Here is a 26,502-nt window from a genome sequence, read left to right as displayed (position 1 = left end):
ATGAAATTCGTCTCATACTGGCACGACACCGCCCCCGCCTTTGTGGGCGGGGCCACTGGGCCGGTCGCGGGGCATTACGACGTGGCGGTGATCGGCGCGGGCTTCACCGGCCTTGGCGCGGCACGCAAGCTGGCCGAAGATGGCCGCGCCGTCGTCGTTCTTGAGGCGCAGCATGTCGGCTTTGGCGCTTCGGGGCGCAATGGCGGGCATCTGAACAACGGGATCGCCCATAGCTATCTTGGTGCCAGCGCCGAGTACGGGGCCGAAAAGGCCCGTGCCCTGTATCGCGCCTTTGATGCCGGAATCGATACCATCGAGCGCCTCGTGTCCGAGGAAGGCATCGATTGCGCCTTTCGTCGCGCGGGCAAGCTGAAGCTTGCTTCGAAACCCCAGCATTTCGAAGGGATTGCCCGGAATTTCGAAGCCATACATGCCGAAGTCGATCCCGAGACCGCGCTTCTGTCGCGCGACGACTTGGGTCGCGAAATCGGGTCCGATCAATTCCATGGCGCAATGCTGCAAAAGAAAAGCGCCATGATGCATATGGGGGGCTTCGTCACCGGGCTTGCCGATGCCGCAAGGCGCCGGGGGGCGGTCATCCACGAACACGCTCCCGTCACCGCCCGGCGCGAGCATGGCCGGGGATGGGAACTGCACACCCCGCGTGGCAAGGTCACGGCAGACAAGGTGCTGCTGGCGACCGGAGCCTATACCACCGATGCATTCGGCTGGTTTCGCCGCCGCATCGTGCCCGTCGGAAGCTTCCTTCTGGCAACGCGCCCGCTGACGACGGACGAGGTCGCTGCGACCATGCCCGGGAACCGGACCTGCGTTACCTCGATGAACATCGGCAACTATTTCCGGCTTGCCCCGGATAACAGGCTGATCTTTGGGGGACGGGCACGGTTTTCGGCGCGGTCGGACCAGCAATCGGACGCGAAAAGCGGGGCAGTCCTGCGCCGCGCGCTGGCCCAGATCTTTCCGCATCTTGCCGAGGTGCAGGTGGATTACTGCTGGGGCGGCATGGTCGACATGACGCAGGACCGCTATCCCCGCGCGGGCTTTGCCGACGGCGTCCATTACTCGATGGGCTATTCGGGCCACGGCGCCCAGATCGCGACCCATATGGGCGAGATCATGGCCGACCTGATTGTCGGCCGGATCGACCGCAATCCCTTTGCCGACCTGCCCTGGAACGCGGTGCCCCTGCACACGGGCAAGCCGTGGTTCCTGCCGCTGGTCGGCCTTTACTACAAAGCTTTGGACAAGTTGCAATGATGAGCCTGCTGATCAAGATCGACCCCGAAAACCTGCCCGAGGCGAAAGTCTCGAAACCGATGCCCGAGCGACTGATCGCGGGTGATCCGACCTTCCGCACCTGGGCCTTTGACGAGGGCAAGGAAGGGCGCGTCAAGACCGGGATCTGGGAAGCCACCCCCGGAGAGACGCATTCGATCAAGGGCGAGATCTATGAATTCTGCCATCTGCTCGACGGCGTCGTCGAACTGACCGAGGAAGGCCGCGCGCCGGTCATCTATCGCAAGGGCGACAGCTTCGTGATGAAGCCGGGTTTCCGCGGCGTCTGGAAGACCATCGAGACGGTGCGCAAGATCTATGTCGTAATCGAATAGACCGCAGGAACGGACAACGATGAGGGGGCGCCGTTTCGCACGGCGCCCCCTTGTCGTTCCCGCGCTGGCCCGGGTCTTACAGGCCGGCCATGTGGAAGGCCTTGGTTTCCAGATATTCCTCGATGCCGACGCGGGCTCCTTCGCGGCCAAGGCCGGATTGCTTGACGCCGCCAAAGGGCGAAACCGTGGTCGACACCGAACCGGTGTTCAGCCCGATCATGCCGAATTCCAGCGCCTGCCCGACGCGCCATGCCCGCTTGTGGCTTTCGGTATAGAAATAGGCGGCCAGGCCAAAGGGTGTGGCATTGGCGATGGCGACGGCCTCGTCCTCGGTCTCGAAGCGGAACAGCGGGGCGACGGGGCCAAAGGTTTCCTCCTGCGCCAGCTCCATCTCAAGCGTCGCACCGCCCAACACCACCGGCGCGGCATATTGAGCGCCTTCGGGCGTTTTGGCCTCGGCCAGGATCTGCGCGCCCCTGGCGATGGCATCCGCGACATGGCGGCGGATCTTCTGGATCGCGGGTGCATTGATCATCGGGCCGATCTCGACCCCCGGCTCGGTCCCCGGTCCGACCCGCATCGCGGCAACATGCGCGCCCAGCTTCGCGGCGAAGGCGTCGTAGATGCCTGCCTGCACGAGGATCCGGTTCGAGCAGACGCAGGTCTGCCCCCCATTGCGGAATTTCGAGGCAATGGCGCCTTCGACCGCTGCATCCAGATCGGCGTCGTCAAAGACGATGAAGGGCGCGTTGCCGCCAAGCTCCAGCGACAGCCGCTTTACCGTCGGCGCACATTGCGCCATCAGGATCGATCCGACACGGGTAGAGCCGGTGAAACTGAGCTTTCGCACTGTCGGGTTCGCGGTCAGTTCGGCCCCGATCTGGGCGGGCATCCCGGTCACGATGTTGATGACGCCCGCCGGGATTCCAGCCCGCTCGGCCAGCACCCCCAACGCCAGCGCCGAGAAGGGGGTGAATTCGGACGGCTTGATGACCACGGTGCATCCAGCGGCAAGGGCAGGGGCAACCTTGCGGGTGATCATCGCATTCGGGAAATTCCAGGGCGTGATGATCGCCGAAACGCCCACCGGTTCTTTCAGCACCACGATCTGGCGGTCACCGGCGGGGGCAGGGATGACCGACCCATCGATGCGGCGCGCTTCCTCGGCGAACCATTTGACGAATGAGGCGCCATAAGCGATTTCGCCACGCGCCTCGGACAGAGGCTTCCCCTGTTCACGGGTCAGGATCAGCGCGAGGTCGTCGGCATGTGCCTCCATCAGCGCGAACCAGCGCTCCAGCAAGGCGGCGCGATCGGCGTGGGGGCGCTTGCGCCAAGCCTGAAAGGCGCGGTCGGCGGCCTCGATCGCGGCGCGGGTCTGATCACCCGTGATGTCGGGGACACTGCCGATCACCGCCCCGGTGGCCGGGTCGGTCACATCGACGGTCGCACCCAAACTGGCCTGGAGCCATTGCCCGTCGATCAGCGCGGCCTGACGGAACAGACCCGGATCGGCAAGGCCGGAAAAACTGGTCATCACGTTCATGGATCACTCCTCCAGCGCGGACAGGACGGCCGCGGTAATCTCGTCGGTCTTGTCGCGGCCCGGCACGGTGCCGATGCCCCGCGCCGTCGTCGCCTCGACCGCGCGCATGATGCGGGCGGCGGTTTCAACCTCGCCCAGATGCTCAAGCATCATCACCAGCGACCACATCGCCGCAATGGGATTGGCGGTGCCAAGATGGGCGATGTCGGGCGCGGACCCATGCACCGGCTCGAACATCGACGGGCTTTTCCCGGTCGGGTCGATATTGGCCGAGGCGGCAAAGCCAAGCCCGCCCTGGATCGCGGCGCCAAGGTCGGTCAGGATATCGCCGAACAGGTTCGAGGCGACGACCACGTCCAGTGTCTCGGGCGCCATGACCATGCGCGCGGCGATGGCGTCGACATGGTAATGGCTGACCTGCACCTCGGGGAATTCGGCCGCCAACTCGCGCGTCACCTCGTCCCAGAACACCATCGAGTATTTCTGGGCATTCGATTTCGTGACCGAGGCAAGACGCTTGCTGCGCCCCATCGCCTGTTCGAATCCGAAGCGTAGGATGCGTTCAACGCCGGTGCGGGTAAAGATCGCGGTTTCCACCGCCACCTCGTCCCCCGTGCCCTGATGTACCCGACCACCCGCGCCTGAATATTCGCCCTCGGTGTTCTCGCGGATGCACAGGATGTCAAAGGCGTCCTTGCGCAGCGGCCCCTGCACGCCCGGCAGCAGGCGATGCGGGCGGATGTTCGCATATTGGACGAAGGCCTTGCGGATCGGCAAAAGCAGCCCGTGCAGCGACACTGCGTCGGGCACCTTCTCGGGCCAGCCGACGGCACCCAGAAAGATCGCGTCGAAGCCGCGCAGGGTCTCGATGCCGTCCTCGGGCATCATGCGCCCGGTTTGCAGATAATGGTCGCAGGACCAGGGGAAGCTTTCGGCCTCCAGAAGGCCGGGAGACGCCTTTTCGGCAACGCGCATGGCGGCCTCAAGAACGGGGATCCCGATGCCGTCTCCGGGGATCAGGGCGATGCGATGGGTCATGGTGGCCTCAGATGTCGATCAATACGGATTTCGAACGGCGGTTCGCGTGATAGGCTTCGCGTCCCAGATCCTTGCCGATCCCCGAGGATTTGTAGCCCCCGGTCGGCAGGATATGATCTCGCGAGCGCCCATAGCGGTTGACCCAGACGGTGCCCGCCTGAATCGCGCGGGTCATGCGAAGCGCGCGCGAAAGATCACGGGTAAAGACGCCGGCGGCAAGGCCATAGGTCGGATGATCCGCCAGGGCCAGCGCCTCGGCCTCGTCGGTGAATGTCTGCAGCGTCAGCACCGGTCCGAAGATTTCCTCGGTGACGGCGGGGTTCGCTGCATCGACGCCGCCAAGCAGGGTCGGCTGATAGAAGAAGCCCGGCATGTCCATCGGTACCCCGCCGCAGACGACCTCGGCCCCCGCAGTAATGGCGGATTGGACGATCTGGTCGATCCGGTCGCGCTGCCGGGCCGAGATGGCGGGGGAATAGCCGGTTTCGGCCAACCATCCCGGTCCCGGATTGACCGGCAGCATCAGCGCAACCAGCCGCGCCGCAAGCTCGTCCGCGACCGATGCCGCAACGATCACGCGGCTTCCGGCGACACAGGCCTGCCCCGCGTTGAACATGATGCTGCCCGCGATACAGCGCGCGGCAAGGTCGAGGTCGGCATCGGCAAAGACGACCTGCGGGCTTTTGCCGCCCAGTTCCAGCGTCATCGGCTTGACGCCGGCGCGGGCGATATTCTCCATGATCGCACGCCCGGCCAGGGTCGAGCCGGTGAAGCTGACCTTGCCGATGCCCGGATGCCCCGTCATGGCCGTGCCCGTCACCGGGCCGTCGCCCAGCACCACGTTGACAAGGCCCGCGGGAATCCCGGCCTCGACTGACAGCTCGGCCATGCGCAGGGTGGCAAAAGGCGTCATCTCGGAGGGTTTCAGGACCACGGCATTTCCTGCCGCCAGGGCCGGGCCAAGCTTCCAGCCCGCCATCGAGATCGGGAAGTTCCAGGGCGTGATCGCGGCCACGACGCCATAAGGCTCGTCCAGCACCATTCCCAGCCGGTCATCGCTGGTCGGCACCAGTGCGCCGCCTTCCTTGTCCGCAAGTTCTGCGAAGAAACGGATCTGCTCGGACGTGACGGTGACGTCGATTCCGGGCAACTGGCTGATAAGGCGGGTCGAAGCGACGGCCTCAAGTTGCGAAAGCTCGGTCGCATGCGCGTCGATCAGGCTGGCCCAACGATGCAGGGCGCGGGTCCGGTCGCGGGGCTGGCCGCGACCCCAGCCCGACGCGCGTTGCACCCGCGCTGCTGTCTCGACAGCCCGGTCCACGGTACCGGCGCTTGCGACCGGAACCGCGCCGAGCGGCCTCTGGTCGGAAGGACGGGTCAACTCCAGCGCGGCATCATCCGCAACATATTCGCCACCGATGAAATGGGCGCGGCGCAGGTCAAGTGTATCCGGGTCGAAGGACAGGCTCATGGATATTTCCCTGATGTCTTTGGCACGACCCTAGCGGCCCGTGCGCCGCAGATGTCTTCGGCGCGCAGGGGGGCACAGCGGATCTTGCCGTAGCATCCGGGCATCGCGGCATTCTGTGCCGCAGGCTGTCAGGGCGGTCCCAAAGCATCACGCGCGGCAGTAAATTTTGCCCGGGTGGCGGCATACAGCACCACCCGGCATCCGATTTGCCGCAGGATCGTGGCACGCCAACAAGCTGAGTTTCCGATGACGCCCGAAGAAATCCTTGCCGACCTCATCTCTTGCGACGATCTGCCGGGACGACCGAACCGCGCCATCGCAGGCTGTGTCGAGGGTCACCTGCGCCGGATGGGGATCGAACCCGTCATCCTGACCGGTCCCGAAGGGGATCGCGTCAATATCCTTGCCACCATCGGTCCGCGCGACCGTTCCGGCGTGATCCTGTCGGGCCACATGGATGTCGTCCCTGTCGCAGGCCAGGACTGGTCCTCGGACCCGTTCCGGCTGACGCGGCGAGATGACAGGCTTTACGGGCGCGGCACTTCGGACATGAAGGGCTTTCTGGCCTGCATGCTGGCGATGGTGCCCGAGTTCCAGGCAGCCACGCTGCAGCGCCCCCTGCATTTGGCCTTTTCCTATGACGAGGAAATCGGCTGCCGCGGGGTCGGACACCTGATTGCTGCCCTGCCGGATCTGGTCGCGGCGCCGATGGCCTGCATCGTCGGCGAGCCCTCGGCGATGCGCCCGGTCCTGTCGCACAAGGGCAAGCGATCGACTTTGCTGCGGATCGAAGGACGGGCGGCGCATTCCTCGCAACCCGATGCCGGGCTGAACGCGATCTATGCGGGGGCTGAGATCCTGCTGGCCATCCGTGCGCTGAACGAACGGCTGGCAGTGCAGGGGCCCTTCGATCACCGCTTCTCGCCACCCCATTCCACGGTCGTTGCCGGGGTGGTCCGCGGCGGCAGCGCGGTCAATATCATCCCCGATCGCTGCGAGATCGAGATGGAGGTGCGATCCGTCCCCGGTGCGGATCCCGCCGCAATCACCGCCGAAATCGTCGCGCTGGCGCAGGCGCTGGTCCCCGAAAAGGCGCTGTCGGTCGAAGCATGCGAGCTCAGTGCCTATCCGGCGCTGCCGCCATCTAGCGACCCGACGCTGGCCGGGCTGGTGGCCCGCCTGTCGGGCGGCGCGCCCTTGCAATCGGTCAGCTACGGGACCGAGGCCGGCCTTTATCACGCCGCGGGCATTCCCTCGATCATCTGTGGACCGGGCGAAATTGCGCGCGCCCATCGTCCCGACGAATTCATCCTGCCCGAAGAGTTGGCGCACTGCTGCCAGATGCTGCGCGGATTGGCCGGACATCTCGCGGCCCCCTGAACAACCAGGCGGCGCGCCCCGGAAAGGGCGCGCCGGCAAGGCCTTGCGATCAGCCCGGCAGCACGATGAACAGCAGCCACAGCACGACCGGGGCAACCACCGTCACCAGCGCGCCATAATTCAGCAGCTTCTTGAAGAAGGCCTGCCGGTCCGTGCCACTGGCATTGGCAAGCACCAGCGCGCCATTGGTCGAGAAAGGGCTGACATCGACGATGGTCGAAGCGACGGCCATGGCCGCGATGAAGCCGATGGCGCCCACGCCCGTTCCCGATTGCAGGAACGGTACCGCCAGCGGAATCAGCGATCCCAGCACCGCCGTGGACGAGGCGAAGGCCGATACCACCGCCCCGACAAAGCACAGGACCAGCGCAGCCAGCAGCGGCGAAGCAAGGCCCGCGACGCTGCTGCCTACGAAATCGATGGTGCCCATGTGTTCCAGCACGGCGACATAGGTGCTGACGCCGGTGATCAGCATGATCTCGGGCCAGGCGACCTGCGCCATCGCGCGTTTCTGCATGGTCGGGTTCCACAGCGACAGGCCAAGACCGATGGTCAGCGAAACGAAACCGATATCCAGCTTGAAGGCCAGCACAAGGATTGCCAGCAGTGCCAGCCCGACCAAGGTGACGATCTGGTAAAGCGTGCCGTCGGGCTGGTTGCCTTCCTCGACCTCTGCGACAAGGCGGTTCGACTCGCCGCCGCCTTCCTCGCCAATGCGGCGGCTCAGCGCCTCGGCCTCGCTGTCGCCAAAGATCTGCGGGCCGGTCGCGGGCTTCGTGATCTGGACATGGGGCACCTTGACCGGCGCGACGGTCGCGGTCTGCGCCTTCATCAGCGCGCGTCCACCCAGGACCATGAACAGCAGCAATGCGACTGCGGCGTTGACACCAAAGCTGGCGGCAAAGGTGGTCATCGGGCTAAGCGGCAGCCCGGCCTTTTCGACGACCCGGTTGGTGATGCCGCCATAGATGCTGATCGGGGAAAAACCGCCCGCCTGCGCGCCATGCACGACCATGAGGCCCATCAGCAGCGGCGAGATCTGGTAGCGGAAGGCAAAGCCAAGTGCGATCGGCGCGACAATGGCCACAGCGCCGGGGCTGACTGCGCCCACTGCCGTCAGCAGCGCCGAAATGACGAACATGATCCACGGAATCGCCGCGATCCGGCCCCGGACCGCGCGTACCGCCATGCGGACCAGCCAGTCGATGGTGCCGTTGTTCTGGGCCAATGCGAACAGCCAGGTGATCCCGACCAGCGTCAGGAACAGGCCACCGGGAAACCCGGCGATGATCTCGTTGGTGGTCTGCCCGGCCAGAAGCGTCCCGACCAGAAACGCGCCGACAAAGGCCAGCACGCCCATGTTGATTGGCCAGATGGTGGCGATGACGAACATCGCCGCCAAGGCATAGATTGAAATCAGATGCGGGGTCACGCGCGGCTCCTCTTCCTTGCAGAACTCCTGAGGCCGACGCGCGCCGACCCCCTCCTGGTCCGTTCGTGGACGGACCTCTCCCGCAGCCGTTATACGTTTCAAATGTGGTGTTGTATATAACAACAGACGTGATGGATAATTCTTCCCCCGGAAGGGTAATCCGTCTCTGATCTTACAAGGGGCGTTAGCCCGCGCGCAATTTCCACACCAGCCGGACCGATCGCCGCAGCGCCGTGAATGCGGCACCCAGCGCAATCAACCACAGACCAACCAGCAGAACCTGGCCATGCCCGCCCCAAAGCGGCTCGGCCAGCGACAGGACTGCCGCCGCAGTGACCAGCGCCATGCGATGCGGCTTCGCCATTGGCCCTGAAAAATCTGCGCCCGCGCCGCAACCGATGCCCAACTGCCGGATATAGGCAGTCAGGAAAGCAAAGCTGACCGCCGCCCAGCCCAGGGCAGGGGCACCCAATCCCAGCGCAATTCCCATCAGGATCAGCATGTCGGCGACGCGGTCGGGAAGTTCGTTCCAGAACCCGCCGTCGGGCGAGGCGCGACCGGCCTCGATCGCGACCATGCCGTCCAGCAGGTTGCAGAGCAGGCGCAGCTGGCAGAAGACCGCAGCCAGCAGCAGCAGGATCGCGCGCGTCCAGCCAAAGCTCTCACCCGCCAGCCAGAAGCACACGCCCGAAAGGAACGCAGCCCCGATCCCTGCGATCGAGATCTGGTTCGGCGTGATGCTGGTCCCGGCAAGCCAACGGGTGATCCGGGCCGCCCAGCGGGTGTCGCGGCTTGCAAGCGGGCGGCGATTCTCGGTCGAGGCCATGGCTATCCCAGTTTCCAATAGAAGCGGGTGACGTGGAAAAAGATCGGGGCGGCGAACAGGACCGAATCCAGCCGGTCGATGAAGCCGCCATGCCCGGCGATGGAATGGCCCCAGTCCTTGACCCCGCGGTCACGCTTGATCGCGGACATCACCAACCCGCCCGCGAAACCCATCATCGTGATCAGAAGGCTCATCCCTGCGGCCTGCAGCGGGGTGAAAGGCGTCATCCACCACAGCATCGTTCCGATCAGCGTGGCCGAAAGACTGCCGCCGACAAATCCCTCGACCGTTTTCGAGGGCGACAGCTTCGGCGCGATCTTGCGCCGCCCGATCAGCTTGCCCCAGACATATTGCAGAACGTCGCTAAGCTGCACCACGATGACCAGGAACGCGATCAGCAACACCCCGCGACCCGCGGGCATGTTCAGGTTCAGGATTGCCGGAACATGCGAGACGCAGAACACGCAGATCATCAGCGCCCACTGCATTTCCGCTATGCGGATCAGATAGTTGCGCGTCTCGCCCGCCAAGGCCGAGACGATCGGCAGCAGCAGGAACACATAGACCGGGATGAAGATCGAAAACAGGCCGTACCAGTTGATCCAGATCAGCCAGAACTGGACCGGCAGCACGACGAAGAATGCCGCCGCCAGCGTGTTGTGATCCGCGCGCGTGGCGTTCGTCAGTGTCATGAATTCGCGGAGCGCCGCGAAGGAACACAGCAGGAACAACAGCGTCACCCCCGCATGCCCGCCCAGGAAGGCCAGCGACAGGGACAGCGCCATGACCCACCAGGCGCGGATGCGGTCGTTCAGGTTCTCGATCGCGGAATTCTCGCCATGCGGGGAATAGCGCCGGGCCAGCAGCCAACCCAGGATCGAGGCAAAGATCAGGATCCCCCCGATCCCGGCAATCACGGTCAACAGGTCAGAACGGGCATCGTCCATCAGGTCGCCTCGGTCTTGGGGCGCAGCGCCAGCAGGGCCGCGCGCGCACGGATCAGGAAATCATCCTTGGCCTCGTCGGGTCCGACCTGCAGCGGCGTGCCGAAACTGACCTTGCACATCAGCGGCACGGGGATCAGGGCCCCCTTGGGCAGGACGCGGTTCAGGTTCTCGATCCAGACCGGCACCAGCTCTGCCCGCGGCCGCAGCCGCGCGAGGTGAAAAAGACCGCTTTTCAGAGGCAGAAGATCCATGTCGGTCTGGTTGCGGGTGCCTTCGGGAAAGATGATCAGCGACGATCCCTGGTCCAGCGCCTCGGCCATCAGGTCCACGGGACTGACCGGAGCGTCGGCACCAGTGCGTTCGATCAGCAGCGCGTTGAAGACATCCGCGCCAATGAAACTGCGCAGCTTGCCCTTGCGCCAATAATCCGCTCCTGCAACGGGCCGTGTCATGCGCTGCTGGCGCGGCGGCAGGACGGTCCAGATCAGGATGAAATCGCCGTGGCTGGCATGGTTCGCGAAATAGACCCGCTGACGCGGATTTCCAGGGTCGATCCCTTGCCACACCGGACGGACGGCGGTGACTGCGCGGGCAAACAGGACAATGGCCCGACCGCACAGCCAAGCCGCAAATCCTCGCATCCCGCGTTCTGCCATGTCTCCTCCCACGCCCGCGATGCGCTTTGGCGTCTTATGAGGCGATTAAGAACCAGAGAAGACGCGAATGGCAACCCGTTCGGAACGTTGATGATATGGGTGGCGTGGAGGGTTCGAGTTCACAATTTCACATAATTCTGGTTATTACCATTTTCAGAGGCGCGAGCTGGTTTTGCGACGCGCAGGCACTTCGCAGAAAGGCAGGGACGAAAACACCTTTCGCGCCTGCCTTTCAAATCCAGCCAACAAGCTCAGCATGGTTACAGATTGCGTTCCACTATCGCGGCCGTTTGGTGGATCAGCCATTCGGACGCTTCCGGCCCCAACAGCGGCGCGATGCGGTTGCGCACCTCGGCGTGATAGGCGTCGATCCAAACTTGTTCCTGTGTGCTCAGCGCGGCAAGGTCGAACAGGGACAGGTCGATGGGCACCAGCGTCAGTGGCTTGAAGCCCAGGAAGCCGGGCGAGACCTCGATCAGCTCTACCTGGTTCTCGATGCGGATCCCCCAACGCCCTTCCTCGTAATAGCCCGGCTCGATCGTCATGACATTGCCCGCGACCAGTCCAAAGGGATTGGCAGCCTTGCCAAGACGGTGCGGGTGTTCGTGGACCAGCAGGTTATGCCCGACGTCGTGACCCGTCCCATGGTCGTAATCCAGCCCCAGCGCCCAAAGCGGCGCGCGCGCCAGGGCGTCCAATTGATGAGGGAACGTCCCAACAGGAAACTGTGCCGACGACAGGGCGATGAACCCCTTCAGGACGGCGGTCGCGATCCGGCGCATGTCGTCCGGAACCGGGGCAAAGGCATAGGTCCGCGTGACATCCGTCGTCCCGCAATCGTATTGCCCCCCGGAATCACACAGCAGGATCCTGTCGGGCGACAGGATCGCGCTGTCCGTGGGCGCCGGGGCGTAATGGCAAAGCGCCGCGTTCCCGCCCGAGGCCGCGATCGTCGCAAAGCTGGGTTCTTGATAGCGCGGCGAGGCAGCCCGGAATCGGGCAAGCGTCTCGGACGCCTCCCATTCATCGATGGGCTGGTTGGTGGCGCTGCGCAAGGCCAGCTCGCCTTCAAGCCAATGCCCGAATTTCGCCATGGCCACGGCATCTTCAAGATGGGCGCGCCGAAAGCCCGCCAGTTCCTCGGGGGTCTTTCTGGCCTTTTCCAGTGTAATCACACCGGGGCCCGGCAGCGGGCTTGCGGCACCCTGCCCCAACGCGACCGGAACCGCGTCGGGCGCAAAGGCTGCATCGAAGGCCACGTTGCCCGTCAGCGCCGAAAGCTGAGGCAGGAAATCGGCGATTTCCTGGGTGCAGACCCCTTCTGGCGCGGGAATCGCCAGCTTGTCGGGGTCGATGAACCAGATGGTCGATTGCGGTTGGATGATCGCGAAGGACAGCGGCAACGGGTTCATCGCCACGTCGCCACCGCGACAGTTGAAAAGCCAGGCGATGTTGTCGGGGCGGGTCTCGACCCAGGCATCGGCGCCAAGACGCGCCAGTTGGCCGCGCAACCAGTCCAGCTTGTCGGCGCTGGACCGGCCGGCCTCGGAGAGCGGCATCGCGCGGATCGGCGCCTTGGGCATGGGCGGACGGTCGTGCCAGATTGCCGCCAGCGGATCGACCAGCGGAACCAGTTCGGCACCTTTGGCGCGGCTGCGCAGCCCCTCGGCCTGATTGACGGCCCAGGTCATCGGGTCATAGGCGATGCGCTTGCCCCCCGCCCTGCTTGCGACCCATTGCGCCAGTGGGCTGTCATGAAGATGGCCGTGCTGCCACAGGCCTCCATCGACCTGTCGCGCCGCCTGGATCGTGTAGCGCCCATCGACCAGAAAGATCGCTTCGTCGCCTGTCACCAACGCATGGGCCAGCGAGCCGGAAAAGCCTGTAAGCCAATGGATGATCCGGTCATGTTCGGGCGCTTCCTCGTTCTGGAAGGCGTCCGAAGTGGTCAGGATCACGCCATCAAGGCCCTGCCGCGCCAGTTCCGCGCGTAGCGCGGCCAGACGTTCAGCGTGAATATTGGTTGAAGCCGTCAAGGCCGTCCTCCATGTCGAACAGCCGCTCAAGCACGCGGTTCGAGGCCCGCAGGCCGTTATGTTCGTATTCGTTGGTCAGCCAAAGCCGGACGTTTCCGGTGCCGCGGGCGGTCTGAAGCGACAGATCCTGATCGACATACATGTCGTCGGTATAGACCGCGGCCGTCACCGGAACCTCGTTCGCGGCCAGACGGTCAAGGTCGTAAAGCGGCACGTCCAGCGGCATGCCCGCCAGTGCGTGCGCCGCGGGTGCAAACGGGCGCAGGGCGCGGATTTCGTCGAACATCCACGGATAGATCATCTCTCCGGTGAACAGCAGCGGGCGTTTCGTGGCGGCGAATTCAGGGAATTCCCCCAGCACGCGCTCGGCCGCCCAGTCGGTCGCTTGGCCCTGGGCATAGATCGACTCGTGGATCGCAGCGAACAGCGGGTTCTGGTCGAACGAGGTCGCCTCGCGCATACGGCCAAGGAAGCCGTCGGAAAGCTGGCCGTCATCCGCGATGGCCTCGTCCAGCAGCCAGTGCAGGCTTTCGAACCCGTCGGACATGCCCAGATCCATGCCCAGATATTGCAGCCGCCGCACGCTCAGCCGGTCACCATCGGCCAGGCGGATGTCCTGATTAGCGAGGATGTCCGCGACCCGGTTCAGGACCGCCTGATCCTGAGGATAGCGGCGGAAATACTGGCGGTTCTTGTCGGCGACGCGCGGATAGGTCCTGCGGTAGATCTCGTCGGCGGTCGAGCGGATGCCGGCCATGCCGCCGGTGACATAGCAGCCCAGCAGCGCCTCGGGGGCCTGCGACAGATAGGTCAGCGTCAGGAAGCCGCCATAGCTTTGTCCCAGCGTGAACCACTTCTGGCCTGCAAAGACAGACTTTCGCAGATGCTCGGCATCGCGGACGATGCTGTCGGCGCGCAGGCAGGACAGATAGTGCGCGCCCTCCTCCGCACTCATCGCGGCGAATGCGCGACCCTGCACCGGTGTTGATCGCCCAGTGCCGCGCTGGTCCAGCATCAGGACGCGGAAGCGCTTCAACGCGACGGACAACCAGCCGGGCGCACCGCCACCGGGCCGCGGCGCCTTGCCGCCCGGCCCGCCCTGCAGATAGACCAGCAGCGGCCGGTCGTTTCCGTCAGGGGCCGCGATCTCGCGCGCGAAGACCTTGATCGTGGCACCATCCGGCCGCGACCAGTCCAGGGGAACCGTGACCATGTGATCACGAATGAGGGCACCGGGAATACGATAGTCGTTCATGTCAGTCGTCCGTAGTTCAGCGCATCCGGGGATCAAGCGCCGCGTAAAGAAGGTCCACGATGATATTGCACAGCACGATGAACAGGCCACCCAGCAGCACCACGCCAATGATGATCGGGCGGTCCTGATTGCGTACCGCCTGCACCGCCAATGATCCGACGCCCTGCAGGCCATAGACCTGCTCGATCACGATGACGCCGCCCAACATCAGCCCGATATCCGCGCCAAGCTGCGTAACCAGCGGCATCAGGGTGGAACGCATGCCGTGGCGCAGCACGACCTTGCGTTCGGACAGGCCCTTGGCACGGGCGGTGCGGATGTAATCCTCGCCCAGTACCTGCAAAAGCTGGCCGCGGGTCAGGCGGGCATAGATCGCCGCCGTGACCAGCGCCAGCGTGGCCCAGGGCAACGCCAGATGCCATGCCCAGACCAGCGGATTGGTCAGGAAGGGCTTGTAGCCGCTGGGCGGGAACAAGGTGAAGCCGGCCTGCTTGGGCAGGAAATACAGCGTATAAAGCGCCAGCATCCCCAGAACGAAGGTCGGAAAGCTGAGCCCCAGCAGAATGAAGACCTGCCCCATCCGATCGCGCCAGCCACCGGGATGGCGTGCCGACATGACACCGATCGGGATGCCGATCGCCAGCCACAGGATCATCCCACCAAAGACAAGCGAGATGGTGACCGGAATCCGGCGCAGGATCAGTTCGCTGACCGGCTGCTGGTTCCGATAGGAAAAGCCCAGATCCCCCTGCACCGCGCGGCCGACGAAATGCAGGTATTGCTGCGTCATCGGCCGGTCGAGGCCAAGGTTCTGGCGCACCAGATCCAACTGCTCGGCACTCGCCTTGTCGCCCGCAACGATCCGCGCCGGATCACCGGGGGCGACGAAAAACAGCAGGAAGACGAACAGGCTGAGGACGAACAGAACCAGTGCCCCAAAGCCAAGCCGCTTGGCGATGAACTTGCCCATGATCAGCCCTCCGTCGCGGGTTTGGCGGACTTGCGGCGGCGCTTTACCCGCCGCCCCTTCGGATCAAGCGCATCGCGCAATCCGTCGCCCAGAATGTTGAAGGCCAGGGTCGAGCCCAGCAGCGCCAGCCCCGGGAACAGCACCAGCCACCACGCGACCAGATAGATCGAGTTCGCGCCCGCCTCGGCCAGCATGCCGCCCCAGCTTGGGGTGGGCGGCGTGATGCCAAGGCCAAGGAAGGACAAGGTCGCCTCGAACACGATCGAGTTCGGGATCATCATCGTGGTATAGATGATGATCGGCACCGACAGGTTCGGCAGGATATCCCGCAGCATGATCGACAGATTCCCGGCCCCCAGCGCGCGGCTGGCCTGCACGAAATCGCGCCGGGCCAAAGATGCGGTCTCGGCCCGGATGACGCGACCGATGGTGGTCCAGCTGAAAAAGACGATCACGCAAACCGAAAGCCACAGCGACGGCCCGAAGACGGACACAAGCGCAAGCGCGCAAAGCAGGAAGGGCACCGACATCACCAGATCCATGAAGCGGCCCAGCACGATATCCACCCAACCGCCGAAATAGCCGGCCGTCATGCCGATGCCGACCCCGATGAAGGATGCCGCAAGCGCGGCCGCAACCCCCACCGCCAGCGAGATGCGCGCGCCATAGGCGATGCGGACCAGCACGTCGCGGCCGAGTTGATCTGCCCCCAGCAGGAATTCGTGGTTCGGCCCGACCGGAAGGCCGACCGGCGACAGGGCGGTATCGCGATATTGCTCAATCGCGTCATGGCCGGTCCAGCCCGCGACCCAGGGCGCGCCGATGGCGAAGGCAATCAGAAGCAGGATGAAGACCACGGCCAGCAGGCTTGCCGGATCGCGCATCAGGCGGCGGAAGGTCAGGTTGGCCGAGGATCGCTGGACGATCTTCGGGCCTTCGGCTTGGGCTTCGCTCATCATGCGGCTCCCTGTTCCAGTCTTAGAAGTTCACGCGATGACGCGTGTCCGGGAACGGGCGGAACATGCGAAGCCCCCAGAAGCGTGCGGGTATATTCCTGGTGCGGGTGCCGGAAGATCTGCTCGGTCTCGTCCATCTCGATGATCCGGCCCGCGTTCATCACCGCGATCCGGTCGCACATGTGGCGCACGACGCTGAGGTCATGCGAGATGAACAGATAGGTCAGGCCCAGTTTCTGTTGCAGATCGCGCATCAGGTTCAGGATCTGTGCCTGGATCGAAACATCAAGCGCCGACACAGGCTCGTCGAAGATGATCAGGTCGGGGTTCAGCGCCAAAGCCCGGGCAATGCCGATCCGCTGGCGCTGCCCGCCCGAAAATTCGGAGGGAAAGCGGTTGTAGTGTTCGGGGTTCAGGCCGACCAGCTCCATCAGGCGGCGCACCTCGTTCTTGCGCGCCTCGCCCGCGGCCAGCCCGTGGATGCGGAACGGCTCTCCGATGATAGCGCCGACCCGTCGCCGCGGATTCAGCGATCCGAACGGATCCTGAAAAACAAGCTGGACGCGACGGCGCATGTCGCGCCAGGCCTTTGGGGTCAGGCTGCCGACATCGATACCGTCGAAGTCCACGCTGCCCTTCGTGGCAGGAACCAGCCCGGCGATCACGCGCGCCAGCGTCGATTTTCCGCAGCCGGATTCCCCGACAAGGCCCAGGGTTTCGCCCCGCGCCACGTCAAGTGAGATGCCTTTCAGCACGTCAAGCTGACGCTTCGCCCCGAAACCCGAAGACATCGAATAGGTCAGGGCGACATTGCGCACCGACAGCAGCCGGTCGGCAACCGGCTTGCGATCCGGTTGCGCGGCAATGCCGGGCGCATCCTCGATCCGGGGTTCGAAATGGCACAAGGCCTCGGCCCCGTCGGCATAGACGCGGTTCGGCGGTGCCTTGGTCTGACAGACCGGCTGCGCCTGACCGCAGCGCGGCGCAAAGATGCACGCCTTGGGCCGGGCCAGCAGGCTGGGTGGCCGGCCGGGAATCGAGAACAGATCACCGCCCTGCCTTTCGGCCGCAGGGGACGACCTGAGCAGCCCCGAGGTATAGGGATGCGCGGGCGCGTCGAACAAGCCTTTGGCCGGGCCGATCTCCAGCCGTGTGCCGCCATACATGATCATGACCTTGTCCGCGACAGACGACATCAGCCCCAGATCATGCGTGATCATGATGACTGTGATGCCCAGTTCGCGTCGCATTTCGTCAAGCAGCGCGATGATCTGGGCCTGCACCGTCACGTCCAGCGCGGTCGTCGGCTCATCCGCGATGATCAGCGACGGGCGCAGCACCAGCGCCATCGCGATCATCACGCGCTGGCGCATCCCGCCCGAGAACTGGTGGGGATAATCGTCCAGACGCGCCGCCGCATTCCTGATCCCGACCTTTTCCAGCATTTCGGCGGCGCGCGCCCGCGCCTCGGCAGTGCTGACCTTTTCATGGGCGTGGATCACCTCGGTCACCTGCTGGCCGATGGTGTAATAGGGATGCAGGCTGGACAGCGGGTCCTGGAAGACCATGCCGATCCGTGCGCCGCGCAGGGCGCGCAGCTCGGCAGGCGTCATCTTCAGCAGGTCGCGACCCTCGAACAGGCATTCGCCCTCGATCTCGGCGCCGGGCAGCAAGCCCATGATCGCCTGCGTCAGGACGGATTTGCCCGAGCCGGATTCACCCGCGATGCCGAACAGGCTGCCCGTCTCGACCGTGAACGAGACGTTGCGGGCAGCATGAAGGACACCGTCCTCGGTCGGGATGCGGATGGTGATGTTTCGCGCTTCAAGAAGGGGCATTCAGTTGTTCCTGCGCCAAGGAAATCGCCCGCACAGATGCGCGGGCGAGAGTGGTGTGGCCATCGGTCTGACCGATGGCAGGACCGATCAGCGTTCCAGCCAGAGGTTGCTCCAGTCCCCGTTCGCGCCAAGCGCATAGGGCAGGAAATTCTTCACCGCTTCGCTGTGATAGACGACAACGTTCTGCGAGATGAACGGCACCACCGGCGCATCGGCCATGACCAGTTCATCAACCCCGGCCCACAGCTTGCCAGCCTCGTCCGCGCTGACGGCGTTGATGGCCTCGGCGGCTTTCGCATTCGCCGCGTCATTGTTGTAGTCGGTATAGTTGTAGGTCTGGTGGCGTCCGTCGAAGCTGAACTGCGGCTGGAAGACCGAGCGCGCCGCCCCGCCAACCCAGTCCGGCGACCAGCTGACCGGCGCGATGTCCCAGGCGCCCGTCTTGGTGGTTTCCTGGTTCGTCATGTATTTCGAATAGTAATCCGCCGCCGAGACGGGGATCAGTTCCAGCTCGATCCCGGCCTTCTTCATGCTGGCCTGAATGGTCTGCGCGATGGCGGGTTCGTCGTTGATGTTCCGGAAGGGCATCTTCAGCTTGATGCCGTCCGGGAAGCCTGCCTCGGCCAGCAGAGCCTTGGCCTTCTCGGGATCGCCCTTGTGGTCCGCGCTGGGATAGGGAGCGAAGTCGTGATAGCCGACCAGGCCCGGGCCAAAGATGCCGGCCTGCGGCGCCGCGACATAGGATCCGCCCATCTGCTGGACGATTGCGGCCTTGTCGATCGCATAGTTCAGCGCCTGGCGAACCTTCAGGTCTTTCAGCGCGCCGTTATTGTTGTCCGCGACCGTGTTAATGAAGATGAAGCTGGTCCGCCCGACCGAGATCGCGACGAGCTTGTCATCCCCCGTGGCCTGCAGCATCGGCAGCAGCGCGGGCGGGACAAGGATGTCGTAAAGCATGTCCGCATCGCCCGCCTGGATCTGCTGGATCGCAGCATCGGGCTGCAGGCCGAAGGTCAGTTCGATCTCGTCGACATAGGCTTTGCGCAGCGGGTCGCTGTCGGCATTCCAGGCCGGGTTGCGCTTCAGCTTCAGCGTGCTGTCGGGGACATAATCTGCAACCGTATAGGGTCCGGAAGCCATGAAGTTCTTCCGGAAATCCGGGCTGTCGGGGATGTAGTCCAGGATTTCGACCGGGGCCGGCGCGGCCGAGGGCAGCGACAGCATATAGATGAAGTCGCCAGCCTTTTCCTTCAGGTGAAACGTGACGGTCTTGTCATCGGGCGTTTCGATGCCGGGGATGTCCGTGCCCTCGACATAGGCCTTCATCGCCTCGGCGGTCGGCGCGACCTTGGCGAAGCCGTCGCAGAATTCGTCCATGCCGACGATCAGCGAGGTGAAATAGGTCAGGAACGAGGAGCCCAGCACCGGATTGCACATGCGCTTGATGCCGCGCTCGAAATCGGCGGCAACGATGGGGCGCGCAGTTCCGTTGATGTCCCAGGCCGCGCCATCGCGCAGCGTGAAGGTATAGGTCAATCCGTCATCGCCGGGCTGGGGCAACTCGACCGCAAGGTCGGGCTTCGGCACCACGCCTTCGGCCGGATCGGTCGAGCTGTCATAGCCGACCAGCGTCCGTTGCGTCGCACGGATGAAGTTGTTCGAGGTGACGACGCCGACGCTCGCCGCGTCGAAATGGTCGATGTCGCCCGAACCAAGGATCTTCAACACGCCGCCGCTTTGCCCTTCCTGGGCGACGGCGGGCATGGCCACAAGGGCAAGCAGCATGGCGGTCGTGGCAAGCATGGGCGTCCGGGCAGATCGAAGCAAGCTGGACATTCAACATGTATCCCTGTTGTATTTACGTTGTCGACATAATTCCTTCGCTCGTATGGAAGTCAAGAAAAATGCGAAGCCTGGGCTTGTAAAACCGGCTTCCGACCGCCAAGCACGATCAAGGTTATGGCGGTATATCATGGATTTTGCGGGGAATTTCTGGCGGAGCGGCGACAAGGAACATTACGTCAATGTCCCCCGCATCGATCAGCGCGGGAACCGAGACCAGCCCCTGAGAGCCCGTGTTAACACTAGCCCGGCCCTGCGGCTGTTCTCGGTCAAGCCGCATCATCCGGAGGGACAGGAATCTGGTCGCTGGCACCCGGTTGCAGAATCCGTGCAGGCGGATTCCGCGGCACAGGTGTCGCTGAATATTGGAGGTATTCTCGCAAGAACTGGCGGGGCTTCTTGCGCATCGTCGCTGGCGACTCAGTGCCGCGGCAGACCGGTTGCGCTGATGACTTTGCTCAGGCGGGAGTGAAGGATTGGATGGCGTGTCCCGTACCTCCCTGCGCCCGGCGGGGTCCGCCGGGCGCAGGGTCGGTCAGGTCAGGTCAGGTCAGAACCACATACTCGGTCAGCTGCCCGATCGATGTTTCGGCCTTGGGAACGTCGAAGACCTTGGTGCCATGGCTCATGATCACGAAGCGGTCGCAAACCTGGTAGGCATGGTAAAGGTTGTGGGTCACCAGCACGCTGGAAACATTCTCTGATTTCAGCTTCAGGATCTGGTTCAGCAACGCTTCGGTCTCGCGCACGGAAAGCGCCGACGTCGGCTCGTCAAGCAGCAGGATCCGCCGCTTGAAATAGACCGCGCGGGCAATCGCGACCGCCTGTTTCTGGCCACCCGACAGGTCACCCACCAGCATGTCGGGCGAGTCGATACCCGAGATATGGACGGCACTTTTCAGCACCTCCATCGCGATCTCGCGCATCTGGGCAAGTTTCAGCAACCCGCCCGATGCACATTGTTCCCGGCCCATGAAGATGTTGCGCGTGATCGAGAGCGAATCCACCAATGCCGTGTTCTGATAGATCGTCTCGATCCCGGCTCCGGCGGAATCCGTGCGGCAGGTGAATTCCGTCTGCTTGCCATCGACACTGAGATGACCCGCACTGGGGCGATGGATGCCCGAGATCAGATTCACCGCCGTCGACTTCCCGGCGCCGTTGTCGCCCAGCAGACCGATCACCTCGCCCTCGCCAATGTGAAAGCTCAGGTCGCGCAGCGCTGTCAGCGCGCCGAAGCGTTTCGAGATGTTGTGCAGCTCAAGAATGGGGGTGTCCATCAGCCGCGTCCCTTCCGCTCGATCAGGCTGTTGAAGGCGGCTGCCCCGACGATCAGGACCGCAATGAACATGTCGAGATAGAACCCAGGCGCGCGCAGCAGCAGCAGCACGTTGGTGATGGTGTGGATCAGCATCGCACCAAGGAAGATGCCAAGGACGGAACCCCGCCCCCCGGTCAGCGACAGGCCACCGATCACGCAGGCGGCAATCGCCTGAAGCTCAAGCCCGGTGCCCTGCCCCGGTTGCACGCTGCCGACGCGAACCGTCGCCAGGATCCCGGCAAATGCGGCCATCCCGCCAGCAAGGGCGAAGGCGATGATCTTGACCCGCCCGACATCGATGCCGATGGCAGTCGCCGCCGCACGGTTGCCGCCGGTCGCAAAGACATGGTTGCCGAAGCGATGCCGGTGCAGCAGGACGAAGAACGCCAGGCTCAGCGCGACGAACCACAAGAAGGCGGCGTTGATGCCAAGGAAGGTGCCGCCGAACAATCCCGAGAAGATCGGGCCGGGATCGAAGCGGACCTGGACCGCGCCATTGTAAAGCAGGACCGCGCCCCGCCAGAACAGCAACCCGCCCAAAGTCACGATGAACGAGGGCAGACCGGCCTTCAAGGTGATGTAGCCGTGCAGCATTCCGATCGCGACGCCGATCAGGATGGCCAGCAAGGCGGCGACAAAGGGGTTCATTCCGCCCGCGACCTGCACCGCCATGACCACCGCCGTCAGGGTGTAGATCGAGCCGACGGAAAGGTCGAACTCGCCCGCGATCATCAGGATGCCCACCCCCAGCGCCATGCAGCCAAGGACGGGGATAGCCTTCATCAGAATGGTCAGGTTCCGCGCACTGAGATAGCGGAAATCATCGGGTGCGATCAGCGCATAGGTGATGCAGGCCAGTTGCAGCAGCAGAAATGCGACGAGGATTGCGCCTGCCGGGGCGCTGATCAATCTCGCCAAGGCGGATTGCCGGCGCAGGCGCGGCGGCGAGGACGTCTCGGGCAGCGTTGGTGACATGGTGGACATCTGGTGTGACCCTAAAGGGCGCCCCTCGACCCACGGTGAGGGGCGCGATAGACAGCAGGCTCAGCGATAGGTGCCGATCATTGGCTTCACCGCGCTGATCCGCTCCTTGTCCAGGAATGCCCCCTGCCCGGTATCGACATCGGTCGGGGTCAGCCCGTATTTCTTCGCCATCGCGATCTGGGCAATGGGATAGTAACCCTGCAGATAGGGCTGCTGGTCCATGGTCGCGAACATGGCGCCAGAGGAAACCGCATCCGCGATCTCGACCGCCAGATCGAAACCTCCGAAGGGCACTTGCAGACCCGCATCCGCGATTGCGCCCGCGCCGACGGTCGAGGTGACCGAGCCGGTTCCGAACACTGCCTTCACGTCCTTGTTGGCAATCAGGAACTGCGCCATGATGTTGCGCGCCTCGGCAAGGTCCAAACCGGCACGCACCGTTTCGACCTTGATGCCCTTTTCGGACATGGCCTTCTCGATCCCGCCGCCGCGCGCGACCGCAAAGCTCGCCTCGGGAATTTCGCGGGGATTGAAGACGACATCGCCTTCCTTCAGGCCGAACTTGTCGATCATGCGGGTTCCCAACTCGTAACCCGATGCGAATTCGTTCATCCCGACATAGGCTTGGCGGCAGTTGCCCTTGGCCCCCTCAAGATCGTCATTGTTGAACCCGATGACGATGATCCCCTCTTTCACCGCGTCGCAGATCGACTTGTCGAACGCGTCGGAGCTGGAGATGGACACCGCGATCCCGTCAACACCGGCAGCAACAGCGGATTCGATCAGGTCATTTTGCCGAACCGGGTCGTTATTGGCATATTGAACGTCCAGATCGACGCCGAACTGCGCCGCCGCGTCTTGTGCGCCCTTGACCACCGGGTTGAAGAACTGGACGCTTGGGTCCAGGTAGATGATCATCGTGGCAGAGATGTCATCCTTGGCTTGCGCCGCTGTCGTCATGAGCAATGCGCCAAGCGCACCGATCATCGCCGTTCCGAGCCTTCCCTTTTTCATTTCCGATCCCTCCCATTGGATCTTCCCGAAAACCGGGCCGTGCGGCTCCTCTCCGACGGCCCGGACCAGTTCCCATGCCTATCCCTCGAACCAGCGTTGCGGTTTGCCCAGGGTGACGTGGATTCCCTTGATCTGCGAATATTCGTCGAAGCCATAGCGGCCCAGCTCGCGGCCCAGGCCGCTTTTCTTGTAACCGCCCACCGGCAGTTCCGGCGTGCCGTCGATGACGCTGTTGACCCAGCAGCGCCCTGCCCGGACGCGGCGGATGGTCTGCATCGCGCTTTCCAGATTGCTGGACCAGACCGTCGCGGACAGGCCGAATTCGGAATCGTTGGCCAGCGCCACGGCCTCGTCTGCATTGCGGAAGGTCAGCGTGGACAGGACCGGGCCAAAGATCTCTTCGCGCGCGATCGACATCTCGGGGCGAACGCCGCTGAAGACGGTCGGCTGGAAATAGTGCCCCTTGTCGGATTCCGATGCGCCGCCGGTCAGCAGCTCGGCTCCATCGGCCTCACCGGCGCGGACATAGGTCTCGACCTTTTCCAGATGGGCGGGCGAGATCATCGGCCCAAAGCGGGTGCGTTCGTTCAGGGGATCGCCAAAGGGCAGCTTGCGCGAGATATCCAGAACACGCTCCAGCAGGGCGTCTCGCACGTCCTCGTGCACGATCAGGCGGCTGCCCGAAATGCAGCACTGGCCGGCATTGTGGAAGACGCCATAGGCCACTCCGTCGGCCGCTGCCTCAAGATCGGCATCGCTGAAGACGATCTGCGGGCCCTTGCCGCCCAGTTCCAGTCCGACGCGCTTGACCTGCCGCGCCGCGAGTTCCGCGAGCCGCGTCCCCACGCGCAGCGAACCCGTGAAGGCGACCATGTCGGTGCGCGGATCTTCCGCCAGAGGCTGCCCTGCGGCATCGCCATACCCCGTGACGACGTTGAAAACACCGTCTGGAACACCGGCATCGCGTGCGATCTCGGCCATCATGATCGACGTGCCAGAGGTCAGCTCGGACGGTTTCAGCACCACGGTGCAACCCGCGCCAATCGCCCACGGCACGCGCTCGGACGCGATGATGAAGGGGAAGTTCCAGGGAGTGATGATGCCGACCACGCCGACCGGTTCCCGCAGCACCAGCCCAAGCCGGTTGTCCCCGATATCGTTGTGGCTGTCGCCGTGCATCCCGCGCGCCTGCCCGGCGGCATAGGCCCACAGGTCGGCACAATAGGCGATCTCTCCCCGCGCCTGCGCAATGGGCTTTCCGACTTCAAGGCTTTCAACCAACGCAAGTTCGTCGACGCGGGCCAGAATGCCGTCGGCGACGCGGAACATGATGCGCGACCGTTCGGCGCTGGACATGCGCGGCCAGGGTCCGTGATCAAAAGCGCGCCGTGCCGCGCCGATGGCAAGGTCAAGATCCTCGGCCCCGGCCTCGGGCCAGCTGCCCACCTGCGCGCCGGCATGGCCCGGGCTCAGGCGATGGATATGTCGGCCCGACATCGCCTCGACCGAGCGGCCGTCTATCACCATCCGATAGGAGGGCCTTTGTGCAAGGCGGCTGTCGCCAAGATCTGGGCTCAGGAAATTTGCGGCATGAGGCATGCTGTCGGACCATGAAAAGGAAAATTGCTTCTTCTGTATGGTAGCGTATGGTAGCGTATGGAACCTGTCAATCGTGCAAGAGTGGTCACTGTGAACGTCGATAGCCCCCTGCTTTCCAAAGAACCGGAACCGGCCCTTTCGGCGGCCCTTCATGTCGAACGCGAGCTGCGCGAGGCCATCATTTCGCTTGACCTGCAGCCCGGCTCCCGCCTGTCCGAGCAGGAGATCGCAGACCGTCTGAACGTCTCGCGCCAACCGGTGCGCGAGGCGTTGATCGCGCTGGGACGCGCGCATCTGGTCGAGGCAAGGGCAAAGCGCGGAACAATCGTCGTGAAGATTTCGGCCCGCAAGATGACCGAGGCGCGTTTCGTGCGCGAGGCGATCGAGACCGCCGTGGTGCGCCGCGCCTGCGAAAGCTTCGACCCATGGATGCGCAGCACCATAGACGAGAGCCTGGTCCTGCAGCGTGCGGCCTGCGCCTCGGGTGATTATACCGCCTTTCGCAAGCAGGACGAGCAGTTCCATCTGGCCATCGCCAACGGCGCGGGATGCGGGCTGGCGTGGAGCGTGATCGCCGATCTAAAGGCCCATATCGACCGGGTCTGCAACCTGCAGTTGCGCAAGGCCGATTCAATGCCCGGCTTGATCGCCCAGCATGAACGTATCGTCGCCGCGATCGATCAACGCGACCCCGAGGCCGCCGCCGCCGCGATGAGCCTGCACCTGAACGGTATCCTCATCGACCTTCCAAAGATCGCAGCCAGCCATCCCGACCTGTTCGAATAGCGCCGCTTTTTCGGCATCCGGCGCGCAATGCGTGGGCTGCTTGATCGGCGAATGGCGCGGCGCAGTTCATAGAGGGGACTCGAGCCCCCTTACAGCAGCGCGTATTTCCTGAGGATGTCTGCGATCTGCGTATCCTGCTTGGGGTCGGGCAACAATGCGGGCTGGCGGCTGGCGCCGACGGAATTGTCCATCAGGAACAACGCGCGCTTGACCAGCGCCGGCGGGTAGCCAAGGCCGTAAAGGTCCTTGCGGAAATCGCCGAAGATTTGCTGCTGGCGCGCGGCCTCGGCCTCGTCGCCCGCGTTGAAGGCGCGCACGATCTTCGCCAGCACCTCTGGCATGACGTTGCCAAGACCCGAGATGCAGCCCGCCGCTCCGTTCTGCAATGACCAGTGGACCAGGTGATCGGGGCCGGAATAGACCGCAAACCCCTCGGTCCCGCGACCCACGGCAAGATAGGCCTCAAGCGTCTCCTGCGCGCCACCCGAATCCTTGATCCCGGCGATGTTGCCATGCGCGGCAAGCTGGCGGGCGGTTTCCGGCTCGATATGGTTTTGGGTCCGCGCGGGAATGTCATAAAGATAGACAGGCGTGCTGACCGCATCCGCCACGGCGGTAAAGTGGCGCACCATCCCGTCCTGGGTGCAGGCGATGAAGAAGGGCGTGATCACGGCAATGCCATCGACGCCGATGCGGTCGAATTCGCGCGCAAGCTTCACGGTCTCGAACGTCGCCGGCATCCCCGCGTTGACGATCACCCGTGCCCGGCCCGCGACCTCGTCCACCACCGCCTCGGTCAGCGCCACCTTTTCGTCAAAGGTCAGGGCCGTGAAGTCGCCGTTCGTGCCCGCGCACATGATGTTGTTGCCGGCCTGAACCTGCCGGCGAACCTGCGCGCGGGTGGCGTCATAGTTGATGGTCTCGTCATCGTTGAAGCAGGTGACAAGGGCGACAAAGGCTTCTTTGGTCATTGA

22 protein-coding genes are annotated in these 26,502 nt (G+C 64.1%); 4 read left to right on the top strand and 18 right to left on the bottom strand.

Going from position 1 to position 26,502, the window contains the following annotated elements:
- On the top strand, window positions 1–1,278 hold the full coding sequence (locus RM190_RS03170; protein WP_311757948.1) for an NAD(P)/FAD-dependent oxidoreductase: 1,278 nt from the start codon (window positions 1–3) through the stop codon (window positions 1,276–1,278).
- Entirely contained in the window at window positions 1,278–1,631 is a 354-nt protein-coding gene (locus tag RM190_RS03165) for a cupin domain-containing protein (protein ID WP_311757947.1), read from the top strand. Before RM190_RS03170 ends, RM190_RS03165 begins: the two co-directional genes overlap by 1 nt.
- Before the next feature lie 76 nt (window positions 1,632–1,707).
- On the opposite strand, the gene RM190_RS03160 is transcribed toward RM190_RS03165, so the two are convergent.
- From RM190_RS03160 to RM190_RS03150, 3 genes are read right to left on the bottom strand one after another with little or no spacing between them, the layout of a single operon-like run.
- Window positions 1,708–3,168, bottom strand: coding sequence for an NAD-dependent succinate-semialdehyde dehydrogenase (locus RM190_RS03160; RefSeq protein ID WP_390907909.1), 1,461 nt, complete (start codon window positions 3,166–3,168; stop codon window positions 1,708–1,710).
- A 12-nt stretch (window positions 3,169–3,180) separates the two neighbouring features.
- Window positions 3,181–4,215, bottom strand: coding sequence for a tartrate dehydrogenase (locus RM190_RS03155; protein WP_311757945.1), 1,035 nt, complete (start codon window positions 4,213–4,215; stop codon window positions 3,181–3,183).
- 7 nt (window positions 4,216–4,222) lie between these two features.
- Entirely contained in the window at window positions 4,223–5,686 is a 1,464-nt protein-coding gene (locus tag RM190_RS03150) for an aldehyde dehydrogenase family protein (RefSeq protein ID WP_311757944.1), read from the bottom strand.
- A gap of 219 nt (window positions 5,687–5,905) precedes the next feature.
- On the opposite strand from RM190_RS03150, the gene argE reads away from it, so the two are divergent.
- Window positions 5,906–7,066, top strand: coding sequence for an acetylornithine deacetylase (gene argE, locus RM190_RS03145; protein WP_311757943.1), 1,161 nt, complete (start codon window positions 5,906–5,908; stop codon window positions 7,064–7,066).
- Between the two features lie 49 nt (window positions 7,067–7,115).
- On the opposite strand, the gene RM190_RS03140 is transcribed toward argE, so the two are convergent.
- The 14 genes from RM190_RS03140 to RM190_RS03075 all read right to left on the bottom strand — a co-directional run bounded on the left by RM190_RS03140 (window position 7,116) and on the right by RM190_RS03075 (window position 24,742).
- Complete coding sequence (locus tag RM190_RS03140) at window positions 7,116–8,498, bottom strand: SLC13 family permease (RefSeq protein WP_311757942.1); 1,383 nt, start codon at window positions 8,496–8,498, stop codon at window positions 7,116–7,118.
- A 184-nt stretch (window positions 8,499–8,682) separates the two neighbouring features.
- Window positions 8,683–9,324 carry a CDP-alcohol phosphatidyltransferase family protein gene (locus RM190_RS03135; protein WP_311757941.1) on the bottom strand — a complete coding sequence of 214 codons (642 nt, stop codon included), beginning with the start codon at window positions 9,322–9,324 and terminating at the stop codon, window positions 8,683–8,685.
- 2 nt (window positions 9,325–9,326) lie between these two features.
- On the bottom strand, window positions 9,327–10,271 hold the full coding sequence (locus RM190_RS03130; protein WP_311757940.1) for a phosphatidate cytidylyltransferase: 945 nt from the start codon (window positions 10,269–10,271) through the stop codon (window positions 9,327–9,329).
- Entirely contained in the window at window positions 10,271–10,927 is a 657-nt protein-coding gene (locus RM190_RS03125) for a lysophospholipid acyltransferase family protein (protein ID WP_311757939.1), read from the bottom strand. The genes RM190_RS03130 and RM190_RS03125 overlap by 1 nt, the downstream gene beginning before the upstream one ends.
- A gap of 260 nt (window positions 10,928–11,187) precedes the next feature.
- Complete coding sequence (locus RM190_RS03120; protein ID WP_311757938.1) at window positions 11,188–12,963, bottom strand: aminopeptidase P family protein; 1,776 nt, start codon at window positions 12,961–12,963, stop codon at window positions 11,188–11,190.
- Window positions 12,935–14,218 carry an alpha/beta fold hydrolase gene (locus tag RM190_RS03115; RefSeq protein ID WP_311757937.1) on the bottom strand — a complete coding sequence of 428 codons (1,284 nt, stop codon included), beginning with the start codon at window positions 14,216–14,218 and terminating at the stop codon, window positions 12,935–12,937. The genes RM190_RS03120 and RM190_RS03115 overlap by 29 nt, the downstream gene beginning before the upstream one ends.
- Before the next feature lie 16 nt (window positions 14,219–14,234).
- Window positions 14,235–15,188 carry an ABC transporter permease gene (locus tag RM190_RS03110; RefSeq protein WP_311757936.1) on the bottom strand — a complete coding sequence of 318 codons (954 nt, stop codon included), beginning with the start codon at window positions 15,186–15,188 and terminating at the stop codon, window positions 14,235–14,237.
- A gap of 2 nt (window positions 15,189–15,190) precedes the next feature.
- Window positions 15,191–16,144: an ABC transporter permease gene (locus RM190_RS03105; RefSeq protein WP_311757935.1), complete on the bottom strand. Its 954-nt coding sequence runs from the start codon at window positions 16,142–16,144 to the stop codon at window positions 15,191–15,193.
- On the bottom strand, window positions 16,144–17,982 hold the full coding sequence (locus RM190_RS03100; protein ID WP_311757934.1) for an ABC transporter ATP-binding protein: 1,839 nt from the start codon (window positions 17,980–17,982) through the stop codon (window positions 16,144–16,146). Before RM190_RS03100 ends, RM190_RS03105 begins: the two co-directional genes overlap by 1 nt.
- Window positions 17,983–18,069: 87 nt before the next feature.
- Complete coding sequence (locus tag RM190_RS03095) at window positions 18,070–19,818, bottom strand: ABC transporter substrate-binding protein (RefSeq protein ID WP_311757933.1); 1,749 nt, start codon at window positions 19,816–19,818, stop codon at window positions 18,070–18,072.
- A gap of 551 nt (window positions 19,819–20,369) precedes the next feature.
- Entirely contained in the window at window positions 20,370–21,104 is a 735-nt protein-coding gene (locus RM190_RS03090; protein WP_311757932.1) for an ATP-binding cassette domain-containing protein, read from the bottom strand.
- Window positions 21,104–22,120, bottom strand: coding sequence for an ABC transporter permease (locus RM190_RS03085; protein ID WP_311757931.1), 1,017 nt, complete (start codon window positions 22,118–22,120; stop codon window positions 21,104–21,106). The genes RM190_RS03090 and RM190_RS03085 overlap by 1 nt, the downstream gene beginning before the upstream one ends.
- A gap of 69 nt (window positions 22,121–22,189) precedes the next feature.
- The gene (locus RM190_RS03080; RefSeq protein WP_311757930.1) at window positions 22,190–23,143 is read right to left on the bottom strand and encodes a sugar ABC transporter substrate-binding protein; all 954 of its coding nucleotides are present in this window, start codon (window positions 23,141–23,143) and stop codon (window positions 22,190–22,192) included.
- 78 nt (window positions 23,144–23,221) lie between these two features.
- Window positions 23,222–24,742, bottom strand: coding sequence for an aldehyde dehydrogenase family protein (locus RM190_RS03075; RefSeq protein ID WP_311757929.1), 1,521 nt, complete (start codon window positions 24,740–24,742; stop codon window positions 23,222–23,224).
- Between the two features lie 90 nt (window positions 24,743–24,832).
- On the opposite strand from RM190_RS03075, the gene RM190_RS03070 reads away from it, so the two are divergent.
- The gene (locus RM190_RS03070) at window positions 24,833–25,528 is read left to right on the top strand and encodes a GntR family transcriptional regulator (RefSeq protein WP_311757928.1); all 696 of its coding nucleotides are present in this window, start codon (window positions 24,833–24,835) and stop codon (window positions 25,526–25,528) included.
- 89 nt (window positions 25,529–25,617) lie between these two features.
- Here the strand turns inward: RM190_RS03070 and RM190_RS03065 are convergent, their stop codons facing one another.
- Window positions 25,618–26,499 carry a dihydrodipicolinate synthase family protein gene (locus RM190_RS03065; protein WP_311757927.1) on the bottom strand — a complete coding sequence of 294 codons (882 nt, stop codon included), beginning with the start codon at window positions 26,497–26,499 and terminating at the stop codon, window positions 25,618–25,620.
- Between the last annotated feature and the right edge of the window lie 3 nt (window positions 26,500–26,502).

The organism is Paracoccus broussonetiae (assembly GCF_031854425.1).
Lineage (GTDB): Bacteria > Pseudomonadota > Alphaproteobacteria > Rhodobacterales > Rhodobacteraceae > Paracoccus > Paracoccus broussonetiae.
Note: the sequence above shows the minus strand (reverse complement) of the source record. Positions and strands in the feature narration are given on the sequence as shown.

What these genes read in the sequence shown, in the direction of transcription:
- RM190_RS03170 (WP_311757948.1), top strand. Translation starts at nt 1, where the DNA reads ATGAAATTCGTCTCATACTGGCACGACACCGCCCCCGCCTTTGTGGGC.
- RM190_RS03165 (WP_311757947.1), top strand. Translation starts at nt 1,278, where the DNA reads ATGAGCCTGCTGATCAAGATCGACCCCGAAAACCTGCCCGAGGCGAAA.
- RM190_RS03160 (WP_390907909.1), bottom strand. Translation starts at nt 3,168, where the DNA reads ATGACCAGTTTTTCCGGCCTTGCCGATCCGGGTCTGTTCCGTCAGGCC.
- RM190_RS03155 (WP_311757945.1), bottom strand. Translation starts at nt 4,215, where the DNA reads ATGACCCATCGCATCGCCCTGATCCCCGGAGACGGCATCGGGATCCCC.
- RM190_RS03150 (WP_311757944.1), bottom strand. Translation starts at nt 5,686, where the DNA reads ATGAGCCTGTCCTTCGACCCGGATACACTTGACCTGCGCCGCGCCCAT.
- RM190_RS03135 (WP_311757941.1), bottom strand. Translation starts at nt 9,324, where the DNA reads ATGGCCTCGACCGAGAATCGCCGCCCGCTTGCAAGCCGCGACACCCGC.
- RM190_RS03130 (WP_311757940.1), bottom strand. Translation starts at nt 10,271, where the DNA reads ATGGACGATGCCCGTTCTGACCTGTTGACCGTGATTGCCGGGATCGGG.
- RM190_RS03125 (WP_311757939.1), bottom strand. Translation starts at nt 10,927, where the DNA reads ATGGCAGAACGCGGGATGCGAGGATTTGCGGCTTGGCTGTGCGGTCGG.
- RM190_RS03115 (WP_311757937.1), bottom strand. Translation starts at nt 14,218, where the DNA reads ATGAACGACTATCGTATTCCCGGTGCCCTCATTCGTGATCACATGGTC.
- RM190_RS03110 (WP_311757936.1), bottom strand. Translation starts at nt 15,188, where the DNA reads ATGGGCAAGTTCATCGCCAAGCGGCTTGGCTTTGGGGCACTGGTTCTG.
- RM190_RS03105 (WP_311757935.1), bottom strand. Translation starts at nt 16,144, where the DNA reads ATGAGCGAAGCCCAAGCCGAAGGCCCGAAGATCGTCCAGCGATCCTCG.
- RM190_RS03100 (WP_311757934.1), bottom strand. Translation starts at nt 17,982, where the DNA reads ATGCCCCTTCTTGAAGCGCGAAACATCACCATCCGCATCCCGACCGAG.
- RM190_RS03095 (WP_311757933.1), bottom strand. Translation starts at nt 19,818, where the DNA reads ATGTCCAGCTTGCTTCGATCTGCCCGGACGCCCATGCTTGCCACGACC.
- RM190_RS03090 (WP_311757932.1), bottom strand. Translation starts at nt 21,104, where the DNA reads ATGGACACCCCCATTCTTGAGCTGCACAACATCTCGAAACGCTTCGGC.
- RM190_RS03085 (WP_311757931.1), bottom strand. Translation starts at nt 22,120, where the DNA reads ATGTCACCAACGCTGCCCGAGACGTCCTCGCCGCCGCGCCTGCGCCGG.
- RM190_RS03080 (WP_311757930.1), bottom strand. Translation starts at nt 23,143, where the DNA reads ATGAAAAAGGGAAGGCTCGGAACGGCGATGATCGGTGCGCTTGGCGCA.
- RM190_RS03075 (WP_311757929.1), bottom strand. Translation starts at nt 24,742, where the DNA reads ATGCCTCATGCCGCAAATTTCCTGAGCCCAGATCTTGGCGACAGCCGC.
- RM190_RS03065 (WP_311757927.1), bottom strand. Translation starts at nt 26,499, where the DNA reads ATGACCAAAGAAGCCTTTGTCGCCCTTGTCACCTGCTTCAACGATGAC.